The following is a 26368-nucleotide window of genomic DNA, read 5'->3' on the forward strand; positions in this document are numbered from 1 at the left end:
AGTTGGAGGGGGAGTTTAAAAGTTCACCTCCTCCCCGCGAGGGCACCCAGCAGCGCCAGCAGAATCACTATCCCTGGCCCGCATACTTCTCCACCAGTTGAACCGGACGTCGTGGTAGGATTTGCCGAAGGGGGCTTAGTTAGTGTCGGTCCGACGTAGGCCGTGCCGTTGGGAAGCTCGTACTCCCTCACTACCTGGGAGGTGCATCTGATGAGTTTTGGATCCCTGCTCCCCAGGTAGGGAACCCACGAGAAGGTTCCGTTTTTGGTCTCGTACCAGCCTATGTTGGAGTTGTGCCCCGCGTTTCCCCACTCCGCAGCCCGGAGAACGCCCTCAACGTCCGATTCGTCCATCCAAAGGACACCGGTCTCAATCAGCCACTCGAGCTCGGCCTTTATTGCCTCGGAAGCGTTAACTTCAGAGGGGTCTATGGCGGGAGAAAGCCGGGTTACGGCAGTCTTGACCAGCGTAAGCGGTGAGTTGCAAGATACTCCAAAAGCACCGAGGAAGTCCTTTAGAGCTGCGTTTATCTCGCCGTCGGACTTGTTCACCCCCTCAACCCTGAGCTCAAAGTACCCCGCGCGGATCACCCTGGATGGATCAACCCCATGCTCCCTCAGGCACTTCTCAAAGGCCGGGTTCGGCTTCCAGGTGCAGAGGCCGTCCACACAGCCGCAGCTCGTCAGTGAGAGGCAGTCGTACCATGGCCTGTAAACGCAGGGGGTGACTATCTTTGACGCCTCCTCTCTGGGAGCACAGACCTCACCGGAGCAGCCGCCGGTGGCACAATCCCCATCTGAGGTGCATTCGCCACCCCTAACCGGTAGGAGGGTTATCGTAACCCCCTCTCTCAAAGGTCGTGTTGTCCGAGATGCTCCATCCGTCCTCCTTGAGCCTTTCGAGGGCATCCGGAGTGACGAGGAGGGAGACGTTTAATGACCCCATCGAGACGTCCTCGGTCTTCCACTCGACCGGTATCTGAACCCTGAGGTGGGGGCCGTCGCTCCCGTTCCAGAGTCTGACGTAGAGCCTCCTATCGTAGTGGGAGCGGAAGATGAAGGTGCCATTCTCAATCAGCGCGTTGTGAAGGGCATGGAATGGTGGATAGGGCTTATAAATTATTCCTGGCTTGTTCAACACCACCTCGACGGCGTACGTGTCGGCGGGACTCATACATGCCTTAACAACCGGAGTCAGGGTAAACATAATGAGGACTATGAGCGCCGCGAGCCTCTTCATTTTCCCACCGGATGGTTTAGGGCGCCAAAATATATACGCCTGTCCATCGCTTCAACTCCGCTCGAAGCTAAAACCTTTATATGCCCTGCCGGGAATATCACCCGAGGTGATTGAGATGGAGAACCCCTTTGAGATAACCGGAGTCGTCGCCAGGGAGATACTCGACAGCAGGGGAAACCCGACGGTTGAGGTCGAAGTCTACACCCCGATAAGCATGGGAAGAGCGGCCGTTCCGAGCGGAGCCTCAACAGGAACGCACGAGGCCCTGGAGCTCCGCGACGGCGGAAAGCGCTACCACGGGAAAGGCGTTAGAAGGGCCGTTGAGAACGTCAACAAGATAATTGCCCCGGAAATCATCGGAATGGACGTCACCTGGCAGAGGGACATAGACAGCCTCATGCTCGAGCTCGACGGAACGGAGAACAAGAGCAACCTTGGAGCCAACGCCATTCTGGGCGTCTCCCTTGCCGTTGCCAAGGCAGCAGCGAACGCCCTCGGACTTCCGCTCTACCAGTACATAGGCGGAACCAACGCCTACGTCATGCCCGTTCCGATGAGCAACGTCATCAACGGCGGCGTTCACGCCGGCAACGAGCTCGACTTCCAGGAGTTCATGATAATGCCCGTTGGGGCCAGCTCCTTCAGGGAAGGCATCATGTGGGTCAGCGAGACCTACCACGTCCTCAAGAAGGTCATAGCGGAGAAGTACGGAAAGAACGCGGTCAACGTCGGTGATGAGGGCGGCTTCGCCCCACCGATGAAGGAAGCCACCGAGCCGCTCGAGGTTCTCATAAAGGCCATCGAGGAAGCCGGTTACAAGCCGGGCGACGAGATAGCCTTCGCCCTTGATGCCGCTTCCAGCGAGTTCTTCCACCCGGACAAGGGCAGGTACGTCGTCGGTGGAAAGGAATACGACCGCGGGGAGCTCCTCGAACTCTACCGCGAGCTCGTCTCAACCTACCCGATAGTCTCCATCGAGGACCCGTTCCACGAGGAGGACTGGGAAGGCTTCGCTATGATAACCAGGGAGCTCGGTGGCAGGATACAGATAGTAGGAGATGACCTCTTCGTCACCAACCCGAAGAGGATAAGGAAGGGCATCGAGATGGGTGCCGCCAACGCTCTGCTCCTCAAGGTGAACCAGATTGGAACGCTGAGCGAGGCTATCGATGCCGCATACACGGCTTTTAGAGCAGGCTACGGCGTCGTCGTCTCCCACCGCTCCGGAGAGACCGAGGATTCAACCATAGCCGACCTTGCAGTGGCCCTCAACGCCGGCCAGATCAAGACCGGTGCTCCGGCGAGAAGCGACAGGAACGCCAAGTACAACCAGCTCATACGCATAGAGGAGGAGCTTGAGGGAATAGCCCTCTACCCCGGCAGGAAGTTCAGGAACCCCTTCCTCTGATTCCTTTTCCTTAATTTTGGAATTTTGGTGGAGCCGATGGAGTTTGACCTCGAGAAGCTCATAAAGCCCAGACCGCTCCTCATTCTGGCCGAGTTATTTCTTCTCCTGGCGGTTCTGGCTTCCAGATTCTACAACGTCTCGATAGCCTTCCTCGGAGCCTCGACGGTCATCTACTATGTAGGCATGACCGAGCTCGTGGGGGAAAGGCTCGGAAGGTGGGCGGTGAAGCGCTTCACCCTGGCGTATCTCCTGAGGGCCTTTTCCTGGGTTCTCATGCTCGCATCGGCAGTCTACACCTACTCAGCCGTGATAGATAACATCTTCCCATTTGGCCCAAGGGAGTTCGCGATAACGTCGGTTGTGGCGCTCGTGGGAGCTGGGATAAACTACCTCGCGGTAGGGATAAGGAACAGCGTTCTATGGAAGATTGAGGGGCTGAGAATGAGCCTCTGGATGTCGAGGCTGAACTCGATCGTTCTGTTCCTCATGGTGGCGATCCCGCTCCTGCCAGCGCTCGCCAACGCTGGAGGGATGACCTGGCCCTTGGCGGTTCTAGCGGCTCCCATAATTGGTTCCTTCACTGTTCTTGCGATACTAGGCAAGCTGTTTTACCTCAGGTTCCTCCTAACCTTCGAGGAAACAGAAACGTCCAGTCAGGGTTTTAAGCGGGAGGGCGGACTCCCACGGTGGGAGGGAAATTGAATGGTAGAACGAAAAAAGCTCAAAATCTACATCCCGGGCATCAAATTCCCCTCGCAGGACCGGGGGGTTTCACCCCGCACGTCCTTGCCAACCCCCTCCCCCCGAACGTGGGGCTTCGCCCCACATAAGCCGGGAAACTACGTTTCCCAGACCCTTCCTCCTCTTTTAAATACCGGAGGGGGCAAAGCCCCCTACAACCCCCTTTCTGAGGTGAGTTAAATGAAAAAGCTCAAAATTTACATTCCGGGCGTTAAGTTTCCCTCTATCTCGCTCACGGGCAACTACTGCGCGCTGAACTGCGCCCACTGCGGAAGGCACTACCTCGAGGGTATGAGAACACCCACCAGAAAGAATCTGGTTGACTATTGCCTCAGTCTGGAGAGGGAGGGCTACACCGGCTGTCTCCTCAGCGGCGGAATGGATTCGAGGCTCAAGGTGCCCCTGGATAGGTACGCTGACGAACTGGGGGAGATAAAGCGAAGAACGAGCCTCAAGCTCAACGCCCACGTCGGGTTCATAGACGAGAGCGATCTGGAGTGGGTCAAATACGTGGATGTCGTTTCTCTCGACTTCGTGGGCGATGACGACGTGATAAAGAGGGTCTACAAAATAGACAGAACCGTGAAGGACTACCTCAGAATCCTCGACCTGCTCACGGAAGCCGGGGTAAAAGTGGCCCCCCATATAACCATAGGCCTTGACTTCGGCAGAGTCGGCTGGGAGTTCAATGCCATAGACATGCTCGTCGAGTACCCCATAGACGTCCTCGTTTTAGATGTTCTCATCCCGACAAAGGGGACGGAGATGGAAAACGTTCCGAAGCCGAGCGTTGAGGAGAGCCTGAAGGTTGTGAAATACGCCAGGGAGAAGTTTGGTGGTGAGCTGAGCATAGGCTGTATGAGGCCCCTGGGACGGTGGAGGCTGGAGTTCGACAGGGGGGCGGTTTTGGCCGGCATCGACAGGCTGACAAACCCTCCCAGAAAAGTCATCGAATGGGCAAAGAGCGTGAGGGAGGTGGAGATAATCTACGAGTGCTGTGTGATGTAGGGCTCACCATTCCTCGCATCATCATAAATCAGAAAGGAGAACGCCGATCATCGCCCTAGCTAAAGCTCCTCCTTGACGGTCACGAATGACACCATCGTAACCGTCTGGCCAACCCCTTTTATCTCCCTTAACCGATCCACGACTATCCTTCCAACGGCCTCCGAGCTCGGGGCGCGCACCTTTATGAGGAGGTCCCACTCACCGGCTATTATGTGGACTTCGTAAACTCCCTCAAGGGCCGCTATCCTCTCAGCCACTTCCCTCTGGCTCAGGCCGGAGTCAGGTTCGTAGCGGGCGAGGATGAAGGCAGTGGTCCCGAGGTCGAGCTTTTTGTAGTCAGGCTTGACGGTGAATTTCTCGATGACGCCATCCTCGACCAGCTTTTTGATGCGGTAGTGAACGGTGGTTCGGGGTATGCCGAGCTTCTTGCTGAGCGAGGCTATGTTCTCCCTTGCGTTCTCCTTGAGCTCCTTCAACAGCCTCAAATCGGTGGCATCAAGAGTGTTTGCCATCGCAACCCCCTTCGTCATTCATTCAATTATTACTGTTAACTTTGGAACATCGGGCTTATTTAAGGTTTTCCTTTAGCCACTCTGAGAAGGCTTTTAAAGCCCTTCCACGATGTGATATACTGTTCTTCTCATCCGTTGTCATTTCGGCAAAAGTTCTGTCAAATCCCTGAGGCATGAATATCGGGTCAAAGCCGAAGCCGCCGGTCCCGCGCTTCTCCCCGGTTATCTCCCCATCGACGCGGCCCGTGAACAGGTGAACCTCACCGTCCCAGTAGGCTATCACGCTCCTGAAGTGCGCTTTTCTGTCATCAACACCCGCCATAAGCCTTAGGATACCGTCTATCCCCAGGGTCCTGTAAACGTAGGCCGAGTAAACACCCGGAAAGCCGTTGAGGGCGTCAATGAACAGCCCGGAATCATCTAAGAAGAACGGGCCGTCTATCCTCTCCGCGAGCCATCTGAGGCCGTACTCTGCAACCTCTTCAAGCGTATCCGCCTGTATCTCCGGGTATTCGAACCGAAGCTGGTAAACCTCAACGCCGAGGGGCTCGAAGTACTTCCTAGCCTCCTCAACCTTTCCGGGGTTAGAAGTGATGAAAGCCAGCCTCATACCATCACCAAAGGAGAAGAGGGGAGGCGGGTAAAAAAGGTTGCCGGTTCTTCAGTCGATCCGGTAGCCAATCTTCTCCACGAGCTCCCTGCGCTCCCTCTTGAGCTCCTCGTCCTCTATCCTGTTGGCGGCCTTGCCGTCCACGACTCCCAGGACACTCCGTCCCAGGTCCGTCTCGGCGACTATAACCTGGAGGGGGTTCTCGCTGGCCCCATAGACCATCACCACCGCGGGGTGGTTCTTGACGGCGTTGAGGACGTTTATCGGGAAGGCGTTCTTCATAAGTATCACGAAGACGTGGCCGGCACCGATCTTAAGGGCGTTCTTGGCTGCCAGCTTCTCCAGCTCCTCGTCGTTGCCGCTGAAGCGCGTCAGTTGCGGCTTGGCCTCGTTCATCGCAATCCCAAACTTTATGCCCGGAACCGTCGTCAGAAGAGTCTTGGCGAGGTCATCCACGGTGAATATGGAGAAGTTGCCCTGTCCGATTATGGCCTCTACGCCCTCTGGCTTTTCGATGTCAACGACCTCTATCTTTACCATGGTCACCACCGGAAGGATTTAATATCCCGACCGATATAACTTTTTCCCGTCCGATGAAATGGTGAGGTAAAATGACCGAACCGGTCATGTCCGAGCTGGAGTTCCTGGTTGAAATCTTTAAGAAGTACCCACTGGATAGCTTAAAGAAGATAGCCGAGAGTGAGGGAATAGACTACTACCGGCTCAAGAGACTCTACGACAAGTATTACGGGAAGTATATAACCGTCAGTGCCGTGTACAACATCAAAGTGATAGGGCTCCGAAGTTATCTGGCGTTCCTGAGTGTCCCATCAGACAGGATATTTGAAGTGGGCTATAGAATGACCCAAAATCCTTTTGTGGCCTTTGTGAACCCGATGTTTGGATTCAAGAACGGGCTGGCACCAATACTCCACATTCCAGACGACCAGAGGGACAGGATAGACGAAATGCTGTCAAAATACTCCGACGACTACGAGTACTACGAGGTCCGGGCATATCCATACCGGGGGGATGACAGCTTTGGGGAGTGGACCCTAAGCCACGACTATGCCATACTCATGGACATCCTGAACGTGGACGCCAGAACCCCAATAACCAGGATAGCACAGAAACTTGGAAAGAGCCGTCCCACCGTGAAGTTCATGATAAACCGGCTTAGGAGCATGGATATCATACTGGGGTTCGAGCCCATACTGGAGAACAACGTCCATGACCGAAGCGTCCTGGGGATAACGAAAACGCTGGACGAGGCAGTGCTGGAAAGGTTCAAAGAACACGAAATCACCGTTGGGGTGCTCCCAGGAACGGGATATATCCTCGAATGGTTCTTCTCCTCGAAGGAGGATCTGGGAACGAAGATACTTGAGTTCAGCAACTACGTGGATAAGATAGTGATCCACTATTTTGACTCAACCTTCAAGGAAATGAATGATAAAAACGGAGAAACCAGGTTCGCCCGAATGGTTAAAAAGGACGGAAGCGGGTATCGCTCAATACTGGACTTCTAGAACGTTATCTGGCAGTACTCTATGCCGTCTATCTCGCCAGTGGCCTGGTACTCGAGGGCCCTGCAGTCGTGGCAGATGTATTTGAACGGGCACGTACTGCAGGCCTCGATCTTATCCTTCGTCATCCTCCAGAACTCCTTAAGGCGCCTCTTCCGGAGCACCGTCTTAATTCCAACCTCCTTGGCATCCGCCACCACGTTATTCCTGAGGAGCGGACAGGGAAGGGCGTAGCCGTCGGCCGTTATCGCGAGGGTCCCCGCCAGGCAGTCGTGGTACCTCTCGGTGGTCGGGTTGAGTATACGCCTCAGCTCAATGACGTTGAAGTCGAGCTTCCTCGCGGAGCCGGGGTACAGGACGTCCACGTATATCTCACCGGGGAAGGTGGTCTTGAGGCCCCTGAGCTCATCCAGGTCAGAACCTTTGACCATAACCAGGGCACCGTGGAGCCAGCTGTGGGCCTCAAGCCGCTGGATGTTCTCCTCGCTATACTCGAGCTCAGCGATGAAACGGACACCATCCACCGGTTTTACTTCGTCCAGGTCATCGAGAAGAACAACCGCGTAAACCTCCGGAACGCCTATCTCCACGGCGTACGCGGCCATTGAAAGGAGGTACCCAACGCTGTCGTAGTTGGTCAGCCAGAGCTCGCTTCCACCAGCCTCCAGAAACTCCCTGATAAGCTCCCTGACGCGCTCAACACTCAGGGGATCCCGGCGGAGGATAAAAGAATTGTTTCCGATACACCCAATCGAGCGGGGGATTCCGGTCGGTTCGGAGAACTTACCCCTGCCCGCACCGAGCTGGAGTATGAGCCTCTCGAGCCTGCCGTTGTGGGACCTGTTGCTCCAGGGGGGCTTCGCCACAGACGTTACCCTTGGGGAGAGGTCTATACCGAAGGAATGAGCGGTATCATAAGCCACCTTCTCCACCGAACATCACCACTGGGAGAATAGGGAGAATCGTATATATACTTTTTCTATTCCGATTTTGCACACCACTATAAGTAGTCTGCAAAAAATGGAAAATCTCACCGTCACCTCAGGGGGACCGCCATGTCCCCTTCTATCCAGAACTCGCCCTCATCGGTCACCTCCCTCTTCCACACGGGCACGCGTTTCTTTACTTCATCTATGGCCCATTCACACGCTTCAAATGCCTCCTTCCGGTGCCTCCCGCTGGTCATGATGAGTATCGTATCCTGACCGACCTCCAGCTCCCCGTAGCGGTGCCATATGAGCATGTCAAGGATGGGGAACTTCTCAATGGCCTCATTTCTTATCCGCTCCATCTCGGCCTCCGCCATCTCCGGATAGGCCTCGTATATGAGCTTCCTGACGTGCCTCCCGTGGCTCTCATTCCGAACCTTGCCCAGGAAAAACACGTAGCCTCCGGCCTCAGGAACCAGGAGATAGCGAAGGGCCTCGTTCAGGTCGAAGGGTTCCTTCGTGAGCCTCACCTTCATGCATACCCCCCTCAGGTATAAGGGCAATGGAGATTAAAAACCGCGCGGTGGAAAGGTTTAAGTGGTTCCGACCGCAGCCTCTCCAGGTGGAGGATATGAAGAGGTACGCGTTCCTTCTCATCGTGGTTCTTCTGACCGGCGCGGTAGCGGGCTGTCTCGGAGGGGGCGGCTCAGGCGTGACTCCAAGCACCACGACAGAAAGCGGGGGCACCTCTCCAACCACAACCACCACCCAGCAGACCACCACGACGCCGAGCCAGACCGCGACCGAAACCCCCTCCGGGCAGGATGTAAACGCCCTGCTCCAGGGAGTCTCCAAGATTCGGCAGTTCACATACACAAGCAACGCCAGCCTCGAGATGCTCGTGACGATCGAGGGGAACGGCACCTCTCAGGAGGACAACGTGACCCTCCACATACTCGAAAGGGGATACATGGACTTTGAATCCTGGAGCGCCTGGATAAACTCGACGACCGTCAGCCTGCCCGACGGGGCGAGGACCAACACATCGAGGATCGTCGTTGAAAACGTCACCTACATCCAGACCATCGTTGGCTGGGTGAGGACGGAAGACAGGGCCGCGAGCGATATCCTCTGGAGGTACAGCATCGTCGGCCTCGCCAGGGAATACCTGAAGGAGAAGCCGGATTCAGTCGAGACCGGGGCCGTCACGAAGCTGACCTACAGCATCCCGGACTACAGGCTCAAGCCCCTCGCCACGGTTTACTTCGCGGCATCCCCCGACACCGTTGTATACGTGAAGGACGGCCAGTTGGAGCTCTGGTTCAGCGAGGAAAGGCTTATCGGGGGCAGACTGAGCTTCAGCGTCAGTTCGGAGACGAACGTTGACGACCCAACCCTAGGTAAAATGACGATAAAGCAGGACGGGAAGTGGAGCGAGACATTCAAGATAGACTCAATAAACGAGAAGAGGAGTGTAAGGGAACCCTCTATCTGAGCTCGACGACGTCGAAGGTGTTGAAGGCCAGGTCGATGATGAGGAGCTTGTTCAGCAGGGGCTCGCCGATGCCCGTGAGGAGCTTCATAACTTCCATCGCCTGAATCGAGCCGACGACTCCGGCAGTTGCACCAAGGATGGGGAACTTCTCCTTCTTTTTCCCAACCCTTGGAAAGATTTCGTGCAGGCTCTTGGTGACGCCAGGCACCACGGTCGTGACCTGGCCGAAGGTGCCCTCCACAGCACCGTGAACGAGGGGCACGCGATTCCGCTGGGCGTAGTCGTCAAGCAGGAAGCGCGTCTCAAAGTTGTCGAGGCAGTCAACTATCACATCCACGCCCTCAAGAACCCGGTCAATGTTCTCCTCGCTCAGCCTGCCGACGAATGTTTCGATCTCAATGTCTGGATTGAAGCGCTCCAGCTTCCACTTCGCCGAGATGGGCTTCGGATTCTTTCCGATGTCCTCATCCCAGTGGAGTATCTGCCTGTTGAGGTTGCTGAGCTCGGGTTCCTGCTCGTCTATGAGGATGAGCATGCCTATCCCCGCGGCGGCTAGATAGTAGGCGACGGGGCTTCCGAGGCCGCCGACACCAACAATGGCAACCTTTGAGCTTTTGAGCTTCTCCTGGCCCTCCTTCCCGAAGATCATTATCTGCCTGTCGTAGCGTTCGATTTCCTTCTCGCTCAGCATCTCAACCACCGCTAACCGGGGGGAATATTGCCACTATGTCCCCATCACGGAGAACCTCATCGAAGCGGACGTAGCGGCCGTTGCGGGAGACGTTGACGTCAGCGAGGTCGTCTTCCTCCGCGAAGACCTCGTTCCTGAGAACAGGATGCCTCTCCTTCAGCAGTTCGATGAGTTCGAGAACCGTTATTCCCCCTGGAACCTCAAGCTCCTCCTCGCCCTTCCCGACGAGGGAGCGGTAGCGGGCAAAATACCTTACCGTGACCCTCATTCACACCACCGAGGAAAGTTGAACGGAGGGTTAAAAAGGCTTGCTGGACGGTTATGCTACCAAGGCACGCTCTTCCAGCCCATCCTGTAGGCGAAGTAGTTGGCCCCCCAGTGAATGAACGGCGAGACGACGAGAAGGAAGATTATCTGGCCAGAATCGAGCGTTTTGACTGGATAGGCCAGGGCAAGCGCGCTTATGAGGAAGCCCAGCTGGTCGAGGCCTATGGCCGGAGCACCGCGTGGCAGATTCGCGCGCCTCTTGAAGAAGCTCCCCACGAGGTCGCCGAGAAGGGCACCGAACGAGAGCAGAAAAGCGAGCATGAGGGCGGTTTTAAGAGTTCCATAGAAGCCTGGGGTGATGAAGTACTGGATTACACCGACGAGAGTTCCGGCGGAAACTCCACCGATGAAGCCGCGCCAGGTCTTTCCATCCCCAAACACCCTTCTCCCGTCCCTCCAGTGTCTGCCGCCGTCTATGGGCCTCCCTCCTCCGACGAGCACGGGGGAGGCGTTGGCGACGTAGGCCGGCAGTATGTACCAGAACGCCCAGAGGAGAGATGAAACGAACCCCATTATTCCACCCGTCTGGAGTACAGACCGCCGGTTTTAAAGCTACCGCTTCTCCTCAGACTCAAGGCAGTTTAAGAGGCGCTCCAGAACCTCTTCATCGTCGTGCTCTATGAGAAACCTCAGAATCCTTTCAGCAAGGGCGTTTCTCCTAATGGCGAACTCGATGCTCTCCCTTATGAACCGGGCCTCATCGCTTTCCTCACCCTCAAGCTCCCGCAAAGCCCTCTCGAGGTTTGTCATAGTCTGCTGGACGTCCTCCATTACTTTGGAATAGTAAGCCGCCTGGCGCCAGTCCTTCAGGAGCTTGGTGGCCCTGTAGTAGGCCTTCTTATCTCCGGGCTTCTTTATCCTCACCACGAGCCCTATGCGCTCCATGAACTTGAGGGCGGTGCTCACGTGGGAGAGCGAGTACCCGGTGGTCTCCGCGATCTCACCCAGGCTCATCGGTTCGCCCGCAAGGAAGAGAACCCCGTATATATATCCGTAAAGCTCGTTGAAGCCGAAGCGTCTCGCGGCCCCGGCAAAGTGCTCCATGACTATTCTCTTGGCTTCTTTGATACCCATCGTCCACACCTCGATTTCATCCGCCACTGACAAAAGGTTTTTAAGTTCCACATATTTAAAACTTTCGGAAGTTTCCGAAAGTTTGGAGGTAAGCTCATGGACGTGCTCAGGGGAGCGGCGAGGGTTATAGTCAGGTACAGGGTTGCCTTCGCGCTGATAGCACTGTTTCTGCTAGTCGTCTCTATCTACGGAATGAGCCAGCTTCGCTTTGAGAGCGACCTTAGCTCAATGCTCCCCGAGGGCAACCCGGCCATAGACGACTACAACGCCCTGCAGAACGAGTTCCAGAGCGGCGATAGCACGATAATCGTGGTGAAGATAGACTCAATCGAACCGGGCGGCGTTTACGACATCCGCGACCCGGAGGTCATAGCAGCGGTCTACGAACTCGAACAGAGGCTCAGGAAAAGGGAGTACATAACGGATACGATAAGCATAGCCGACGTGTACATGCAGGTCCTCGGCAGGCTTCCCCGGACTGAAGAGGAGGCCAGGTTCGTCCTCGACATGCTCCCACCCGAGCAGAGGTACTCCCTGGTCAGCAGGGACTACACGATGACGATGATACTCGTCACGATAAGCAGGGAGAAGAAGACGGAGACGCTAGTGAGGGTGTACGAGGGAGTCCAGGAGGACATGGAGAGCGTCAAGTTCCCGCAGAACGTCGAGGTAATCCAGACCGGCAACATAGGCATAACCTACCGCATCCTCCAGCTCCTCCAGCGCGACCTCAACAAGACGATGGCGATATCGTTCCTCCTCGTCATCGCGCTCCTGCTCTACTTCTACCGCTCCCCGGTCAAAGCCCTGATTCCCCTCATTCCCCTCGTCTTCGGGGTGGCCATGACGCTGGGCTTCATGGGGCTGGCTGGAATTCCCCTCGACCTGGCAACCACCACGATAGGCGCGATGCTCATCGGTATGGGAATAGACTACGGCATCCACGTCACGAACCGCTACTACGAGGAGAGGCGCAGCGGCAGGGACATCGAAGAGGCCGCGGCGGAGGCGGTCGCCGAGACGGGGAAGGCACTCCTCGGCGCGGCGCTTACGACAATAGCGGGCTTTGCGGCCATGTACCTCTCCACCCTCCCCATGCTCCACAACCTTGCAACCACGCTCATCCTCGGTTTAAGTTTAGCCGCCCTCAACGCCGTTGTGATAACCCCCGCGGTCATAATTCTGGAGGAGGACGTTATGAAGAAGCTGAGGGGACACTACGTTCCCCCGGAGGTACGCTCGAGCTCGGGATTCATAGGAAGCGCCTTCCACTCCCTCGGGAAGGCTATAAAGGCAAGACCCCACGCATTTCTCGGGGCGGTTTTTCTGGTCACCCTGGTCTTTGCCTACGGCGTGACCCAGGTTACAACCGAGGTGAGGCTGGAGAAGTTCGTTCCCCCAGGAATGCCCGAGATAGAGGCGATCATGGACGTGAGAACTGAGTTCGGGGGCCAGGACGAGCTGTACGTGCTGGTGAGGGCGGACGACGTTAGGAACCCCGCCATCGTGAGGGCCATGTACCGCTTCGAGAATCAGGTGAAGGCGGACTCCTACTACAACGGGGTTTTCAGCTCCGAGAGCCTGGCCGACGTTGTTTACAGGCAGTACGGCTACATCCCAAACGACGGTGAAAAGATAAAGGCGGCACTGGCCTCATACCAGGGATCCGGCCTGGTCTCATCGGATTACTCAATGGCAGTGATCAAGTTCACGGGGGACTTCGGAGGTTCAATGGACGAGTTCAGGAGGATAATGCGCTATTTCGAGGGAGAAGCGGAGCGGGCTCAGGGGACGGAGTTTCCGCCCGGGGTGAGGCTGGCCCTGACGGGTGATCTGTACCTGAACTACGTCCTTGACCAGCTCACCAGCGTTGAGATAAACCGCATATCCGCCTACGGAACGATCTTCGTTGTCCTCATCGTCATGCTCCTCTTCAGGAGAATCCGTGTGGCCCTGGCAATGATAACCCCCATGTTCCTCGGTGCCCTCTGGACCGTGGGCTTCATGGGGCTCGCGGGCATCCCATTCACCCAGACCCTCGCGGGGGTTATATCAATGATAGTCGGGCTGGGCGTCGATTACGGCATGCACCTCACCCACCGCTTCCTGGAGGAGATGAACGAGGGCAGCACGCGGCCGATAGTCACGGCCGTAGGGAGCGTCGGGCCGGGCATACTCGCCGGTGCGCTGACGACCGCGGGAGGATTTCTGGCTTTGCTCGCGGGCGAGCTTCCAACGATACACGACTTCGGGGTCACCCTGGCCTTTGGAATATTCGCCTCGATGATGGCCGCGTACCTCGTCACGCCCGCGCTGCTGCAGGTCTTCTACGGGAGAAAAATCGGAGGTGATTCCAGATGAAAAAGCACGGAATCTTGCTTGTCATACTGCTCATCACGGGGACCTTTGGGGGGATTGCCAGAAGCGCGTCCGCCTCCGAAACCGGCAGTCCCCTCTTCGAGGGATACCTGAGCAAGGGCGAGGCGGTGCTCCTCGGCCCACTGATGATAACCCTCACCGACACACAGAAGGACTACGGAAACGGCGAGTACTACGCCATGTTGATTATAATGAAAGACGGGAAGATACTGAACGCCGAGTACAAAACGATGCTCGTGCCCGACCCCCAGAAGATACAGTTCCTGCTTCTAAATCCAGCATTCCTAGTGGCCCTAGCCAAAACCCAGGGGTATGACATGAGCGAGTGTGAGGAGTACATCAACAACACACCCGCGTTCAACGCCTGCCTCCTGGCCAATGCTTACAGCTTCTACCAGTGGCTCAACACAGCCCCCCCAAGGGAGCTGGCAGACGCCGTGGTGCGGACCATTCAGACGCACCCGGAGCTCGGGATAAAAGAGGATGACGTCCTGATGGAGGTCACGTACCCAGACATCACGCCCGTCAGGGAAGGAGAGACCGTAGAGGTCGATGTAGACGGAGGGAAAGCGTACGTCACCGTGAACGAGATATATCCCAACGGTGTGAGGCTCAGTGTGAGCGGGCCCGCCGGGTGGAGGGCCGCGACACTCCCGGGTCTCATCATAAGCAATGTGGAGGTTCCGCCGACGGTGCAACCCGGGGAGACCGTCACCGTCAAAGTTCACCTGAAGAACGAGGGAGCGATGAAGGTGCGCTACCTCAACGTCTTCGTTACCCCCACACCCATGAGCTTCAACGGCAGTTCCTCAATAGCGAGCGCCGTGTCAATGGCACTGAGTCAGAGCGGCCTCTCCCAGAGCGTCTTTTACCCCGAGGGGAGCGCGGCACAGTACATTGAATACCTGGAGGGCAAGGAGAACGTCACACTGACGTTCAGGATAAAAATAAACCCAAACGCAAACGTTGGAACCTACCCGCTCTACGTCGGCGTGGTGTACTTCACGGGGATGGGGGCAAACATGAGGATGGTTCAAAGCTACAACTTCATCGCCCTCACCGTCAAGAAGAGGCGGGAGGGATTCGTTGAGATAACTGACGTCGAAACAGAACCCAGAGAGATAAGCCCAGGTGACACCTTCCGTGTGCGCTTCACCCTCGTTAACTCCGGAGCTGAACCCGTCAAGGCCGTTAGCCTCAAAATAAGCTCCTACCAGGTGCTTGTGCAGGGAGCGGTGAGTAACGTCGACCTCTCCGGCCTCTCTCAGATTCCGGTGCAGGGTGCGGAGGGTCTGAGCCAGAACCTCCAGGACTACCTCAACGGACTGATGCACCAGCTGGCAAAGGAGAACATCGAAGCCTTCCTGCCGGTGGGTGAGGACAACGTGAAGTACGCGGCAGAGCTGATGCCGGGGGAGAACGTCACCCTCGAGTTCAGAGTGAAGGCGAACGACAGGCTCGCCAACGGTATCTACCCCATGAAGATCGAGCTGAAGTACGTGAGCGAGCCGGACGAGAGTGCGGTGACCGATGAGAGGCTCGTGGGAATCGAGATAACGGGAAAAGCAAAGCTGATACTCTCGAAGGCATCCACGTCCCCGAGCAAGGTTCTCCCCGGCACCGACAACGTGGAGGTGAGCTTCAAGATAGACAACGCTGGTACCGGGACGGCGAGGACCGTGATAGTCAGGCCCCTGCTCAAGTGGCCCTTCACCTTCAGCGAGAGCGGCGAACAGATGCTTGGCCTCGGAAGCCTGGGAAAGGGCGACTCTGCCCAGGGCTCTTTCAGAGTGAACGTGGCCGACAACGCCAGCTCCGGAACCTACGAGATACCCCTGCTGCTGACTTACACCAACGACCTTGGGGTGGAGAAGAACCTCACGCTCAGGGTTCCCGTCATGATAGGAGCAAAGCCCAACATAGAGGTCGTGGAGGTGCGCTTCAACCCCGAACCCCTCCAGGGGGAGACCGTCAACGTCTACATCAAGCTGAAGAACACCGGCGGCGAGAAGGCCACGAGCGTTCTCATCGAGGGCGTCGTGAAGGCGGATCAGCCCTTCAGCCTCGACAAGAGGACTGACTACATCGGTGACCTCGCCCCGGGGGCGGTCGGGGAAGGAGTGATAGTCCTCAAGATAGACAAGAACGCAATACCCAAGGACTATAACATAGGATTGAGGATAAGGGCCGTCGGCGACCCCAACCAGGGAGACGACAACGTATACGTCTTCGAGAGAACCGTCGTCATGACCGTGGGGGAGAACACGAGGACCGAGAGCAACCTCAGAAACCTGGCGATCGCCATCGGGGCCCTGGTGGTCGTGGTGGTGCTCTACACGTACATGAGGGGCAGGAAAAAGTGAGCGGGAAACCTTTAAACGGCCTTCGAAGAAAGGAATGGCACGGTGGGAAAATGAAACTCAGGTACATAATACTTGGACTGGCGTTGATTTTCATCATCTGGGTGGGGTACGTTGCCTACGCGGCCTACACCCTCAGCCCCCGCGTTAGCTCCCAGTGGGGCTACGTTGACGAGAAGACGACGGAGATATGGATAGACGCCAGGCTGAGCAAGCCCCTGCTCGTTCCGGTATCGATCAAAAACCTAACGGTGGTCTTCTCGGGGATCCCCGTAATGAGAATAGAGAGATTCAAGTACGAGCCCACGAAAACAGAGGTGTCCCTGGTCATAGGGGTAGACAACAGAAACCTCGTGCGGGGCCTGATAAGCTACCTGGAAAGCGAGCAGAGGGGAGAGGTCGATATAATTCTTAACGGAACGTTCCTAAAGGCTATACCCATCAACCTAGACCTGAAAAAGGGTATAAGCGAGAACATCCTTGCGTATCTGAACTTCACAGCTGACAGCAAGGAAATCGCGGGAGGGCTGATCAAGAGCCCAGCGGTGGTCGAGACGACATTCGACTGGGGAGGGGAGAAAAACGGAAAAGCTGTTCTGGTAGCCCACATGAAACTCTACAACCCCAACAGATTCCCGGTTCCGGTGACAAAGCTCAGTTTCCAAGCGTACGCCAACAGCATCAAGATTGGTGAAGGAGAAACCTCAAAGAAGACGGTTATCCCAGCGAAGGGATACGCGACCATCGACGTGAGGATGTACATTAATGAGGACTCACTGCCCAAGGTCTGGGAAATCCACATAAGAAACGGCGAGGCGAGCAGAGTCACAGCAGACATTTTCCTGAGGGTGAACCTTATGGGGAACCCCTACGACATCAAACTGGCAAGCTACGAGGAAATAGTCCGGACGCACATAATTGAAGACCTCAACAACCTCCTCAACCAGATGCTCGGCTGATTCTCCAGGGGATGAACTTTTAAATCAATTCTCCTTTCATTTTCCGGTGAGAGAAATGAACGTGAGAGAGATCCACGAGTTCCTCAACGAGATGTGGGAGAACATATTCACCCTCAACGAGGAGCTTAAGCTGGAGCTCCCCACGGAGGGCTTTAAGGTTGAAGACGTCGAGGAGGCCTTCGGGGCCTACATCTTTCTCGACGGCGAGTGGAGGCTGATGAAGTACCCCCACCCAGCGTTCGAGATAAAGCCCCAGATAGAGGTCGGTGCAACCCCGGAGAGCTACTACTTCGTCGTCGCGGTTCCAAAGGAGAGGATAAGCGAGAACTTCGTTGGTCTGTTCATTGAGATATTCCCAAGGAGCTTCATCTACGGCGCCCAGGACTTCCTCAGCGACATCTACAACTGGAGGCGCGACGGAAGGGTCTCCCCGACCGAAATACTTGAGAAAATCGAAGGGAGCAGTGAAAACCTCTTCCAGCTCGAGGCGAACTTCGGGAGCGTCGGGGCACTGAAGCAGGGGATTCTGAGGCTGATAGACATCGGAAAGCGCTTCGAAATCTTCGACCTCTGAGGTGTCGCCATGAAACCGGAGGAAGCATTTCCTGAGGAGCTCAGGGAGTACTACCGCGGCCTTTTTGGGGAGGAAGCGGAGGAGATAATGGCCTCCCTCAGAACGCCGGTGGAGAAGTACTACATCAGGGTAAACACGCTAAAGACCAGCAGGTCAAAGCTTATGAGCATCCTCCGGAGGGAGGGGCTTAAACCCAAGAGGAGCCCCTACCTCAAGGAGGGGATATACTTCGAGAGGGAAGGCCCGAACTTCCCCGACGATTACGAACCCGGTCTTCCGGTCGTCCGCGCCAACAAGTTCGCGAGCGAGAGCGTCTATCAGGGTGCGATGCTCTACGCTCCCGGAGTTTTGCAGGCGGACAAAAGAATAAAACCCGGCGACGAGGTTCAGATAAGAGACCCCAGAGGTCTGCTCGTCGGAATAGGCATCGCCAGAATGAGCGCCAAGGAGATGGTGGTCTCCACGAGGGGGCTGGCCGTGGAGGTCACCCTGCCCAAGTTCAAGCTCCCGAGCCTGAGCGAGCTGGAGTCCTTTAGAGAGGGCCTCTTCTACGCGCAGAGTTTGCCCTCGATGGTGGTCGCCCATGTTCTGGAACCGAGCGAGGAGGAGCTGATAGTGGACATGGCAGCCGCTCCCGGAGGGAAGACAAGCCACATAGCCCAGCTGATGCAGAACAGGGGCGAGATAATAGCGATAGACAAGTCGAGGAACAGGCTCAAAAAGATGGAGGAGGAACTCAAAAGGCTCGGCGTGAAGAACGTCAAGCCCATCCACATGGACTCGCGGAAGCTCCCTGAGCTGGGAATCCAGGCGGACAAGATACTCCTCGACGCACCGTGCACAGCTTTGGGAATAAGACCGAAGCTCTGGGAGAGCAGGACACCGAAGGACATAATAGCTACTGCGCGCTACCAGAGGCACTTCATCAACGCCGCCATAAAGTCCCTCAGAAGGGGCGGTGTTCTCGTTTACTCCACCTGCACGCTGAGCTACGAGGAGAACGAGGCCAACGTGAAGTACATCCTGAGTAAAGGTTTAAAGCTCGAAGAGCAGAGCATCTTTATAGGTTCGAGCGGTATGGGCATTGATGAGGTTCAGAGGTTCTATCCGAACAGACACCTCACTCAGGGCTTCTTCATAGCCCGCTTCAGGAAGGTGTAGTCATGGAGTGGAAGAAGTACTCCCTCCTGGGCGTTGGCCTGCTCATAATCATCCTGCTCCTCTGGTGGGCTGGAACAGGCGACGTGCTGAAGATACTCAAAACCGCCAGGCAGGACTACTTCCTCCTGGCTGTTCTGGCCTACGTCCTGGCGGTAATCATGTGGGCTCTCCGCTGGCGCGTTCTGCTCAAGAGCCTCGGGATAAAAGTCCCGATGAAGACAATAGTCGGCGGCCTCTTCGTCGGCATCTTCATAAACAACGTGACCCCCGGCGCGAGGGGTGGGGGCGAGCCGGTCAGGATGTACTACGTCTCCAAGAGAACCGGCGAGCCCTACGGCCACGTTTTTGCCACCATAATGATGGACAGGATAATGGACGTTATTCCGGTCGTCGTGATGCTCCTCCTGGCGACGGTCCACGTTTACCGGCTCGGCTCCTTCACCCTAACTCTGACGATATTTCTCCTGGACGTCGTTTTCGCCGCCATAACCCTGGCCACCGTTGGAATCCTCCTCAGCGAGAGGAGAACCAAGAGAATCCTACACTGGTTATACCGCCAGTTCGGAAGGATAATGCCCAAGAAGGCTATGAAGTACGAAGAGCGGTTTATCAGGGCGGTTGAAGTTGACGTTCCCAGGTTCCAGGAGAACTTCAAACTCCTGATGAGGCACAAGGTGGCCTTCACCCTCTCCCTTCTGTACTCCTTCGCCTTCTGGTTCCTCGTCCTGCTGCGCTCCTACTTCATCTTCATCAGCATAAACAGCCCCATCGGCCTCCCGGACGTCATGGTCGTCCAGATGATAGGCATAGTCGTCGGAATGTTCTCGGTAATACCCGGCGGAGCTGGGCTAATAGAGGCCATTAACTCTGCAGTCTACGTGCTCCTTGGGATAGACAAGGAGATAGCGGTGACCGCGACGTTGCTGGAGAGGCTGATATCCTACTGGGCACCGACGGCAATAGGTGCCGGAGTAATGACCCACTTCGGCATCAAGGTGAGTCAGGACAGGAAGCTGGAAGCAAAGGACGACAAGGATATAAACGATGAACCCCAACAACAGGTTTGACGGTGTACTCTATGGACTGGAAAAAGATAGCGTTCTTTACGGGAGCGCTCATAATCATAGGCGCCCTCATCAACTGGGCGGGGGCCCAGGGGATAGCCGAAATCCTGAAGGGTTCGGACATAAAGTACTTTCTCCTCGCCATTCTGGTGTACGCTGTAACCCTTGTCGCCTGGGCCCTCAGGTGGCAGGTTCTCCTAAGTGGGCTCGGCATAAAAGCCCCGTTCAGGGCCGTTTTCTCCGCAATCTTCGTCGGGATGTTCTTCAACAACATCAGCCCCGGGGCAAAGGGACTCGGAGAGTTCATAAGGGTTTACTATCTGGCAAAGAGGGCCAGAAGCCCCTACGGTCTGATGACGGCCAGCGTTATGATGGACAGGATTTTGGATCTCGTTCCGGTCGCCGTTATGATGGTTCTAGCCACGCTCCACGTCTACCGGCTCGGGCAGATCGAGCTGACCGTGCTGATAATAGTGCTCGACGTTATTCTGATGGGGTTCACAGCCCTCGTGGTCTGGCTCCTCATGGGCGAGACCAGGGCTCCGCGTGCTGTATGGAGAATATACCGGCTTTACCACAGGATATTGTCGGGAAGAGCCGAGAAGCAGAGGGATTTTTTCAGGAACATAGCCGAGAACACAATACCACGCCTCCAGTCGGACTTCCGGTTGCTATACCGGAACAAGACAATCACGATCATTGCCACACTCCACTCCTTCGTTTACTGGGGTCTCACGATAGTCCGCTACTACCTGATCTTCCTCGCGATACGCTATCCAATAGCACCCATTGATATAACCGTCGTCCTGGTCGTCTCGATGGTCGTTGGTATGTTCGCCATCGTTCCGGGAGGGGCGGGCATAATCGAGGCAGTCAATTCAGCCGTCTTCATAGCGCTCGGTATAAACCCCGAGCACGCTGTTACAGGGGTCATCCTTGAGAGGCTGCTGTCCTTCTGGGGTCCGACGGTCATAGGTTCACTCGTGACCGCAGACTACAAACCTGAGGCCCCGGAGGAGATGCCAGTTACCGCACCGGACGAGAAAACTCTGAAAAAGGGAATGGAAGAAACGGACGAAAGGGATGGAGGATGAGGTTCGGGATAGTGGCCAGGAGGGACCGGGAGGCGGCACTCAAGCTCGCCTACCGCGTCTACGACTTCCTCAAGGTCAGCGGGTACGAGGTATGCGTCGACACCGAGACCCACAGGCATCTCCCGGAGTTCCAGGAGGAGGACGTATGCCCCCTTGAGGAGTTCGATGTTGACTTCATAATCGTCATCGGCGGCGACGGGACCATACTGCGGGTCGAGCACAGGACAAAAAGGGAGATACCGATCCTCGGAATAAATATGGGCACGCTCGGCTTTCTCACGGAGGTCGAACCCCACGAGGCCTTTTTTGCCCTCAGCAAGCTCATAGAGGGGGACTATCATATAGACGAGCGCATAAAGCTGAGGACATACCTCAACGGGGAGAACACAGTCCCCGACGCCCTCAACGAGGTGGCTATCCTGACGGGAATCCCCGGAAAGATAATCCACCTCAGGTACTACATCGAGAGCGGGCTGGCGGACGAGATAAGGGCCGACGGCCTGATAGTCTCGACGCCAACGGGCTCGACGGGCTACTCTATGAGCGCTGGCGGTCCCTTCGTCGATCCCAGGCTGGACGTGATCGTTATAGCGCCCCTTGCACCCATAGCGCTGAGCTCCAGGCCGATGATAGTACCATCTTACAGCACGATAGACGTGAGGAACCTAGCCCTCGAGAGGGAGATAATACTCGCCATAGATGGCCAGTTCTACACCTACCTGAAACCGGAGACAGAGATAACGATAAAGCTCTCACCCAGGAGAACAAAGTTCGTGCGCTTCACGGACGAGGTCTATCCAAAGTACACCATGAGGATCAAGAAGAAGTTTTAAGGACATCCCATAAACTCTTGATGGGTGGAAACTCCCTTGAAAGCACCTTGAATTCCTTTTCTTCGATGGCCTCCCTGTCCACAATCAGCAGAAGGGTGGAGCGCGTGCCGACAGCGTAGTCCTTCAGGGTGGAGAGGAACCTGAACACGGAGTTGAAGTCGTTGTAGAGCACCAGAATTTCAAGGCAGTCAATAACAACCAGCCTGCCGCCGCCCCGCATGAAGTCCACCGCAGCCTCCAGGAGAACGTGGAGCTTTGTCGGGCCCACCCCCTCCTCCCCAGCCTGAGTCACCCAGAGTGCCTGAACGTTTTCAAATTCCCGGTACTTCCAGGGGCTCCTTGTTATAACAAGAACCGGCCCATCCACCGCGGACAGAAACTCGGCGAGGCCCTCGCTTCCGGTGTACATATAGCCGCCGGGGGCAAGAACGTCACTCCCCTTTTCCCTGACAGGGGTGGGCAGAATTCTCCTCTCAATGCTGCCCATATAGCTCAGCAGACCGTATGCAACCCCGATTATAGAGAAGAAATACAGAGTCCCCTCAGCGGGCACAAAAGCCCCCCCTACATCGACCAGATCATCCACCACATCGAGAGCCCTTCCGATGGAGGCCAGGAACAGGGATCCCGCTATGATCACAATGAATCTGTCAAGGGGCTCACCATAGCGGTGTATCCTCCTTATGGCGTAGAATGCAGAGTAACCAATCACAAGGAAGAGAACAACATCCGCCACGAGGACTACGGGCGGAACCATCAGCTCCATACTACCTCCACCTCATCGGTGCGGAACTTCTGATGCACCACGGTGTCCTCCAGCGAGAAGCGCACCCCCCCGCGGTACATTCTCAGGCCGGTGTAGGCTATCATCGCACCATTGTCGCGGCAGAGGTCGTAGGGCGGAACGAAGAAGTCTATCCCCCTGTCCTCTGTCATGACCTTCAACATCTCGCGAAGGCGGTTGTTGGCGGCGACGCCGCCGACTAGAACTACCTCATCCTTGCCGGTGTGAGCCACGGCCCTCTCCGTCACCTCAACGAGCGCCGAAAAGGCCGTCTCCTGGAAGGAATATGCCAGATCCTCAACGCGGTACTTCCCGGTTCTGTACTTCCTGACGGCCTCTGTGAGTATTCCAGAAAAGCTCAAATCCATCCCCTTGACCGCGTAGGGAAGCTCTATATAGCGTTCACCTTTTAGTGCCAGTTTCTCAATCTTCGGGCCGCCAGGGAAGCCTATTCCCAGCTCCCTCGCGAAGGTGTCTATCGCGTTGCCTATGCCTATGTCGAGGGTCTCGCCGAAGACCCGATAGCGACCGCCTTCCAAAGCCAAAACCTGCGTGTTTCCGCCGCTGACGTAGAGGCCAACCGGGTCTTTAACCCCAAACATTTTGGTTATCTCCACATGGGCGATGCAGTGGTTGACGCCGACTATGGGCTTCCTGTACTTTATCGCCAGCGCCCTCGCGGCCGTGGCAACGACGCGGAGACAGGGGCCGAGACCCGGCCCCTGGGAGAACGCTACAACGTCAACGTCCTCCATGCCTATCCCTGCCTCGTCAAGGGCCTTTCTGAGAAGGGGCTTGAGGAGTTTAGAATGATGTTCCGCCGCCTCCTTGGGGTGTATCCCCCCCTTCTCCGTCGTGAGGGTGTGGAATACGTTGGCAAGGACTTCTTTTTCTGTAACGATGCCTATGCCGAGAGTGTGGGCGGTACCCTCTATTCCGATAGCTATCATCGCCATGAAAGTTGAAGAAAACCTATAAAAAGTTGCCGGGCTACTTCCCCGGCCAGTGGATTTCTCTCCCAAAGTCAACCCTTCATCTTAAGGGGGGCTTCAAAAACCTCTGCGCCTCGCGAGCCATGAAAGGGCCCTCGCCGCGCGCTCCGGGGTCGGGAAGTTCTTGATCCCATGCTCCTCCAAAAGCCGAACGCCTTCCCTGACCAGGTCTCCGGCCATGAAGTTGACGATGACCGGTTTGTCGCATTCGGCCTCGATTACCGCCTTCGCTATCTCTTCGCTTGGAATAAAAATCGGTGGCACGCAGATAACGAGGAGCGAATCCACGTTTTTATCTCCACAAACGACCTCGATGGTCCTCCGGTAACGCTCATAGTCGGCATCCGCTATCAGGTCTATTGGGTTCTTTACCGAGCACTGGGGTGGGAGAAAAGAGCGGAGTTCCTCGACGGTTTCATCGCTCAGCCTGGCCATCTCAAGGCCCAGCCTTTCGAGCTTGTCCGTTGCGAGAACGCCCGGACCGCCGGAGTTGGTAATTACCGCGACCCTCTTCCCGGCTCGGGTGTACATCTCGAATGCCTTGGCAGCATCGAAGAGCTCCTCCATCTCCTCGACCTCGATAGCTCCAGCCTGCCTGAAAGCCGCGCGATAAATCTCGTAAGAACCCGCGAGCGAGCCTGTATGTGAAGCCGCAGCTTTAGCTCCGCTCGCGCTCTTGCCGGCCTTGAGGATGATGACCGGTTTTTTAGTGCTCGCGTAGCGGAGGGCCTCTAAAAAGCGCCTGCCGTCCTTAACGCCCTCGATGTAGAGGGCTATAGCCTTGGTATTCTCATCGTCCGCGAAGTACTCCAAAAAGTCGCTCTCGTTTAAATCAGCGGCGTTTCCATAGGAAACGAAGGCAGAAAAGCCAATCCCCTCGTCGTTGCCCATTGCCAAAGCCGCGCCACCGAAGGCACCGCTCTGACTGATTAATGCCAGCCCACCGGGCTTAACCCTGACCTCAAAGGAGCCGAAGAACTTCCCGTGGACGCCGAAGATGCCGGCGCAGTTTGGTCCGATGATTCTGATGCCGTGCTTTCTCGCCTTTTCCACCAGTTCGCGCTCGAGATCAGCGTTCCCAACCTCGGAGAAGCCGGCAGAGATGACGACGGCGCCCTTGATGAGGGGACCGATTTCGTCTATGAGGGACGGCACGAACTTTGCCGGAATCGCGATTATGGCTGTGTCAACGGCCTCATCAAGCGTCTCACGGATTTGGAGGGTTCTCCCGGCGACCTCGACAGTTCCACCCTTCGGGTTGACCGGGATTATTTCACCTTCAAAGCCGCCCTCGACGATGTTCCTCAGGATTTCGTAGGCTATGGCGCCATTCTTGAATGAGCCAAACACCGCAACGCGAGAGGGATAAAAGAAGAAGTCCATTCACTCACCTCCATCCATCTCTCCAGATTCTTCCCCATTCCCTGAATCTTCCACTGAAGCCTCTCCTTCTTCAGGGGGCTCCTCGGTTTCTTCCACCTCTGAGCCGGAGGAACGGCGCCTCTTTAGAACCACTATGACAAGCACAACCAGGACCACCAGGCCGCCCCAGAGGTAGGGAACGTAATTTGTTTTCTCCTCCGTGACCGTGATGATTACTGTGTTGTCCGGGGCGAGCTGGTACGTTCCACCCTCCACATGAACCTCATCGAAGCTTCCGGGGAGCTTGATGACGGCCTGCCACACCTTCTCCTTGGAGGTCTCCCTGTAAGAGACCTCGGGCTTTGCCACACCGATGACAACCAGGCTGCCGTTTCTCTGGGAGGAGTCGATGCTGACTATATCCATGGTGCCCCTAAATCCCTTGATAATATATTCCACGGTGCTTTTGCTGGCCTCCGCCCCGCTGAAGGTGGCGTTGAACTGGACGTAGCCCTCGTGGGGGTCGTAAACCAGGGTAATGGTTCTGTTGGTCTCATTGAGGAACCGCATAAAAGTGTAGAGGGGCGTGTAGACCTCGATCAGCGGTATGTAGTCTCCCCCCGTCCAGATGGCCACCCCATCGGTGAAGTCATCCGGTTTGGGGGCCAGGTTCTTGACCTCATAGTCCTCGGGGAGGATCAGCGTCATCTTGTCCCAGGTGTAGGCGAAGACATGTCCCTTGAAGACGAAGTCCATCGAGCCGGGCAGGGGGCACCTGAGAACCTTCCCGTCGTCGCTTACAAGAAAGTTGGAAATCACGAAGGTGACCGTGGCTGACCAGTTATCAAGGACGCGAACAGGGCCTCCCTCAGGAAGGTATATCGTGCTGGAAACGTTGGCCGCCTCAAAGCGCTTCTCAAAGTTGTCCTTGAGGTTCTCATACACCAGCTGCCGGACAAAGTCCCGAAATTCATCCTCAGCCTTCGTGCTGTTGTTGGAAGCGAGGTTCTCGAAGTAAGCCCTATAGACAGGGTCCTTCAGAACGGCGTGAACCTTGAAGGTAGCCATCCAGACCTGGGAGCCGTTCACGGTGGTGGGGGCCACTTTGATCACGAAGTCTATGTCAAATAGGGGCTGGGGATCGTCCGCGGCGGAAGCCACGCCAAAGAGAGGAGTGATGAGAAGAACCGTGAGAATCAGAACCGCCAGCTTCCTCATTCCATCACCTCCGAAAGAATCTCCACAG

28 protein-coding genes are annotated in these 26368 nt (G+C 56.2%); 13 read left to right on the forward strand and 15 right to left on the reverse strand.

Going from position 1 to position 26368, the window contains the following annotated elements:
* Positions 1 to 23: 23 nt before the first annotated feature.
* Both TIRI35C_RS10645 and TIRI35C_RS10650 read right to left on the reverse strand, forming a co-directional pair.
* A complete protein-coding gene (locus TIRI35C_RS10645) occupies positions 24 to 854 on the reverse strand; it encodes a CGP-CTERM-anchored Cys-rich protein (RefSeq protein ID WP_188202811.1) in 831 nt (276 codons plus the stop codon).
* Positions 817 to 1239, reverse strand: a complete 423-nt coding sequence (locus TIRI35C_RS10650; RefSeq protein WP_188202812.1) for a hypothetical protein — start codon at positions 1237 to 1239, stop codon at positions 817 to 819. The genes TIRI35C_RS10645 and TIRI35C_RS10650 overlap by 38 nt, the downstream gene beginning before the upstream one ends.
* 115 nt (positions 1240 to 1354) lie before the next feature.
* On the opposite strand from TIRI35C_RS10650, the gene eno reads away from it, so the two are divergent.
* From eno to TIRI35C_RS10665, 3 genes are all read left to right on the forward strand, one after another.
* Positions 1355 to 2647, forward strand: coding sequence for a phosphopyruvate hydratase (gene eno, locus TIRI35C_RS10655; protein WP_188203243.1), 1293 nt, complete (start codon positions 1355 to 1357; stop codon positions 2645 to 2647).
* Positions 2648 to 2683: 36 nt separating this feature from the next.
* Complete coding sequence (locus TIRI35C_RS10660; RefSeq protein ID WP_188202813.1) at positions 2684 to 3349, forward strand: hypothetical protein; 666 nt, start codon at positions 2684 to 2686, stop codon at positions 3347 to 3349.
* Between the two features lie 219 nt (positions 3350 to 3568).
* Complete coding sequence (locus TIRI35C_RS10665; RefSeq protein ID WP_188202814.1) at positions 3569 to 4396, forward strand: radical SAM protein; 828 nt, start codon at positions 3569 to 3571, stop codon at positions 4394 to 4396.
* Positions 4397 to 4455: 59 nt separating this feature from the next.
* Here TIRI35C_RS10665 and TIRI35C_RS10670 read toward each other — a convergent pair whose 3' ends face one another.
* Genes TIRI35C_RS10670 through TIRI35C_RS10680 form a run of 3 tightly spaced genes read right to left on the reverse strand, consistent with a single transcriptional unit; the run spans position 4456 to position 6058 of the window.
* Entirely contained in the window at positions 4456 to 4908 is a 453-nt protein-coding gene (locus TIRI35C_RS10670) for an Lrp/AsnC family transcriptional regulator (RefSeq protein WP_167889888.1), read from the reverse strand.
* Between the two features lie 55 nt (positions 4909 to 4963).
* A complete protein-coding gene (locus tag TIRI35C_RS10675) occupies positions 4964 to 5518 on the reverse strand; it encodes an XTP/dITP diphosphatase (protein ID WP_188202815.1) in 555 nt (184 codons plus the stop codon).
* A gap of 51 nt (positions 5519 to 5569) precedes the next feature.
* The gene (locus TIRI35C_RS10680; RefSeq protein ID WP_188203244.1) at positions 5570 to 6058 is read right to left on the reverse strand and encodes an adenosine-specific kinase; all 489 of its coding nucleotides are present in this window, start codon (positions 6056 to 6058) and stop codon (positions 5570 to 5572) included.
* Between the two features lie 71 nt (positions 6059 to 6129).
* On the opposite strand from TIRI35C_RS10680, the gene TIRI35C_RS10685 reads away from it, so the two are divergent.
* Positions 6130 to 7047 (forward strand): Lrp/AsnC family transcriptional regulator, encoded by a 918-nt coding sequence (locus TIRI35C_RS10685; protein WP_188202816.1) that lies wholly within the window; start codon positions 6130 to 6132, stop codon positions 7045 to 7047.
* Here the strand turns inward: TIRI35C_RS10685 and TIRI35C_RS10690 are convergent.
* Positions 7044 to 7976: an SPASM domain-containing protein gene (locus TIRI35C_RS10690; RefSeq protein WP_188202817.1), complete on the reverse strand. Its 933-nt coding sequence runs from the start codon at positions 7974 to 7976 to the stop codon at positions 7044 to 7046. The two genes, TIRI35C_RS10685 and TIRI35C_RS10690, sit on opposite strands and share 4 nt — an antisense overlap.
* Before the next feature lie 104 nt (positions 7977 to 8080).
* Positions 8081 to 8509: a molybdenum cofactor biosynthesis protein MoaE gene (locus TIRI35C_RS10695; protein WP_188202818.1), complete on the reverse strand. Its 429-nt coding sequence runs from the start codon at positions 8507 to 8509 to the stop codon at positions 8081 to 8083.
* A gap of 95 nt (positions 8510 to 8604) precedes the next feature.
* Between TIRI35C_RS10695 and TIRI35C_RS10700 the strand changes: the two genes are divergently transcribed.
* A complete protein-coding gene (locus TIRI35C_RS10700) occupies positions 8605 to 9468 on the forward strand; it encodes a hypothetical protein (RefSeq protein ID WP_188203245.1) in 864 nt (287 codons plus the stop codon).
* Here the strand turns inward: TIRI35C_RS10700 and TIRI35C_RS10705 are convergent.
* From TIRI35C_RS10705 to TIRI35C_RS10720, 4 genes are read right to left on the reverse strand one after another with little or no spacing between them, the layout of a single operon-like run.
* Entirely contained in the window at positions 9461 to 10159 is a 699-nt protein-coding gene (locus tag TIRI35C_RS10705; RefSeq protein WP_188202819.1) for a ThiF family adenylyltransferase, read from the reverse strand. The genes TIRI35C_RS10700 and TIRI35C_RS10705 overlap by 8 nt on opposite strands.
* Before the next feature lies 1 nt (position 10160).
* The gene (locus tag TIRI35C_RS10710; RefSeq protein WP_188202820.1) at positions 10161 to 10427 is read right to left on the reverse strand and encodes a ubiquitin-like small modifier protein 1; all 267 of its coding nucleotides are present in this window, start codon (positions 10425 to 10427) and stop codon (positions 10161 to 10163) included.
* Between the two features lie 56 nt (positions 10428 to 10483).
* The gene (locus tag TIRI35C_RS10715) at positions 10484 to 10999 is read right to left on the reverse strand and encodes a CDP-2,3-bis-(O-geranylgeranyl)-sn-glycerol synthase (RefSeq protein WP_188202821.1); all 516 of its coding nucleotides are present in this window, start codon (positions 10997 to 10999) and stop codon (positions 10484 to 10486) included.
* A 39-nt stretch (positions 11000 to 11038) separates the two neighbouring features.
* A complete protein-coding gene (locus TIRI35C_RS10720; RefSeq protein ID WP_188203246.1) occupies positions 11039 to 11560 on the reverse strand; it encodes a GbsR/MarR family transcriptional regulator in 522 nt (173 codons plus the stop codon).
* A 96-nt stretch (positions 11561 to 11656) separates the two neighbouring features.
* Here TIRI35C_RS10720 and TIRI35C_RS10725 point away from each other — a divergent pair, with 96 nt between their 5' ends.
* From TIRI35C_RS10725 to TIRI35C_RS10760, 8 genes are read left to right on the forward strand one after another with little or no spacing between them, the layout of a single operon-like run.
* Positions 11657 to 13921, forward strand: a complete 2265-nt coding sequence (locus tag TIRI35C_RS10725) for a hydrophobe/amphiphile efflux-3 (HAE3) family transporter (RefSeq protein WP_188202822.1) — start codon at positions 11657 to 11659, stop codon at positions 13919 to 13921.
* Positions 13918 to 16302, forward strand: coding sequence for a COG1361 S-layer family protein (locus TIRI35C_RS10730; RefSeq protein WP_188202823.1), 2385 nt, complete (start codon positions 13918 to 13920; stop codon positions 16300 to 16302). Before TIRI35C_RS10725 ends, TIRI35C_RS10730 begins: the two co-directional genes overlap by 4 nt.
* A 50-nt stretch (positions 16303 to 16352) precedes the next feature.
* A complete protein-coding gene (locus TIRI35C_RS10735; protein WP_188202824.1) occupies positions 16353 to 17258 on the forward strand; it encodes an LEA type 2 family protein in 906 nt (301 codons plus the stop codon).
* 55 nt (positions 17259 to 17313) lie between these two features.
* A complete protein-coding gene (locus tag TIRI35C_RS10740) occupies positions 17314 to 17832 on the forward strand; it encodes a DUF3201 domain-containing protein (protein WP_188203247.1) in 519 nt (172 codons plus the stop codon).
* 9 nt (positions 17833 to 17841) lie between these two features.
* The gene (locus tag TIRI35C_RS10745) at positions 17842 to 18993 is read left to right on the forward strand and encodes an RsmB/NOP family class I SAM-dependent RNA methyltransferase (RefSeq protein WP_188202825.1); all 1152 of its coding nucleotides are present in this window, start codon (positions 17842 to 17844) and stop codon (positions 18991 to 18993) included.
* 2 nt (positions 18994 to 18995) lie between these two features.
* The gene (locus TIRI35C_RS10750; RefSeq protein ID WP_188202826.1) at positions 18996 to 20060 is read left to right on the forward strand and encodes a lysylphosphatidylglycerol synthase transmembrane domain-containing protein; all 1065 of its coding nucleotides are present in this window, start codon (positions 18996 to 18998) and stop codon (positions 20058 to 20060) included.
* 11 nt (positions 20061 to 20071) lie between these two features.
* Positions 20072 to 21151: a lysylphosphatidylglycerol synthase transmembrane domain-containing protein gene (locus tag TIRI35C_RS10755; protein WP_188202827.1), complete on the forward strand. Its 1080-nt coding sequence runs from the start codon at positions 20072 to 20074 to the stop codon at positions 21149 to 21151.
* The gene (locus TIRI35C_RS10760) at positions 21148 to 21984 is read left to right on the forward strand and encodes an NAD(+) kinase (protein WP_188202828.1); all 837 of its coding nucleotides are present in this window, start codon (positions 21148 to 21150) and stop codon (positions 21982 to 21984) included. Before TIRI35C_RS10755 ends, TIRI35C_RS10760 begins: the two co-directional genes overlap by 4 nt.
* Here TIRI35C_RS10760 and TIRI35C_RS10765 read toward each other — a convergent pair.
* The 4 genes from TIRI35C_RS10765 to TIRI35C_RS10780 form a co-directional block, all read right to left on the reverse strand.
* Positions 21968 to 22750, reverse strand: coding sequence for a DUF835 domain-containing protein (locus tag TIRI35C_RS10765; RefSeq protein WP_188202829.1), 783 nt, complete (start codon positions 22748 to 22750; stop codon positions 21968 to 21970). The two genes, TIRI35C_RS10760 and TIRI35C_RS10765, sit on opposite strands and share 17 nt — an antisense overlap.
* Positions 22741 to 23718: a bifunctional N(6)-L-threonylcarbamoyladenine synthase/serine/threonine protein kinase gene (locus TIRI35C_RS10770; protein WP_188203248.1), complete on the reverse strand. Its 978-nt coding sequence runs from the start codon at positions 23716 to 23718 to the stop codon at positions 22741 to 22743. Before TIRI35C_RS10770 ends, TIRI35C_RS10765 begins: the two co-directional genes overlap by 10 nt.
* 99 nt (positions 23719 to 23817) lie before the next feature.
* Positions 23818 to 25143, reverse strand: coding sequence for an acetate--CoA ligase family protein (locus TIRI35C_RS10775; RefSeq protein WP_188202830.1), 1326 nt, complete (start codon positions 25141 to 25143; stop codon positions 23818 to 23820).
* Positions 25144 to 26340: a hypothetical protein gene (locus TIRI35C_RS10780; RefSeq protein ID WP_188202831.1), complete on the reverse strand. Its 1197-nt coding sequence runs from the start codon at positions 26338 to 26340 to the stop codon at positions 25144 to 25146.
* Positions 26341 to 26368: the final 28 nt, after the last annotated feature.

This window comes from Thermococcus camini (assembly GCF_904067545.1).
GTDB classification, from domain to species: domain Archaea; phylum Methanobacteriota_B; class Thermococci; order Thermococcales; family Thermococcaceae; genus Thermococcus; species Thermococcus camini.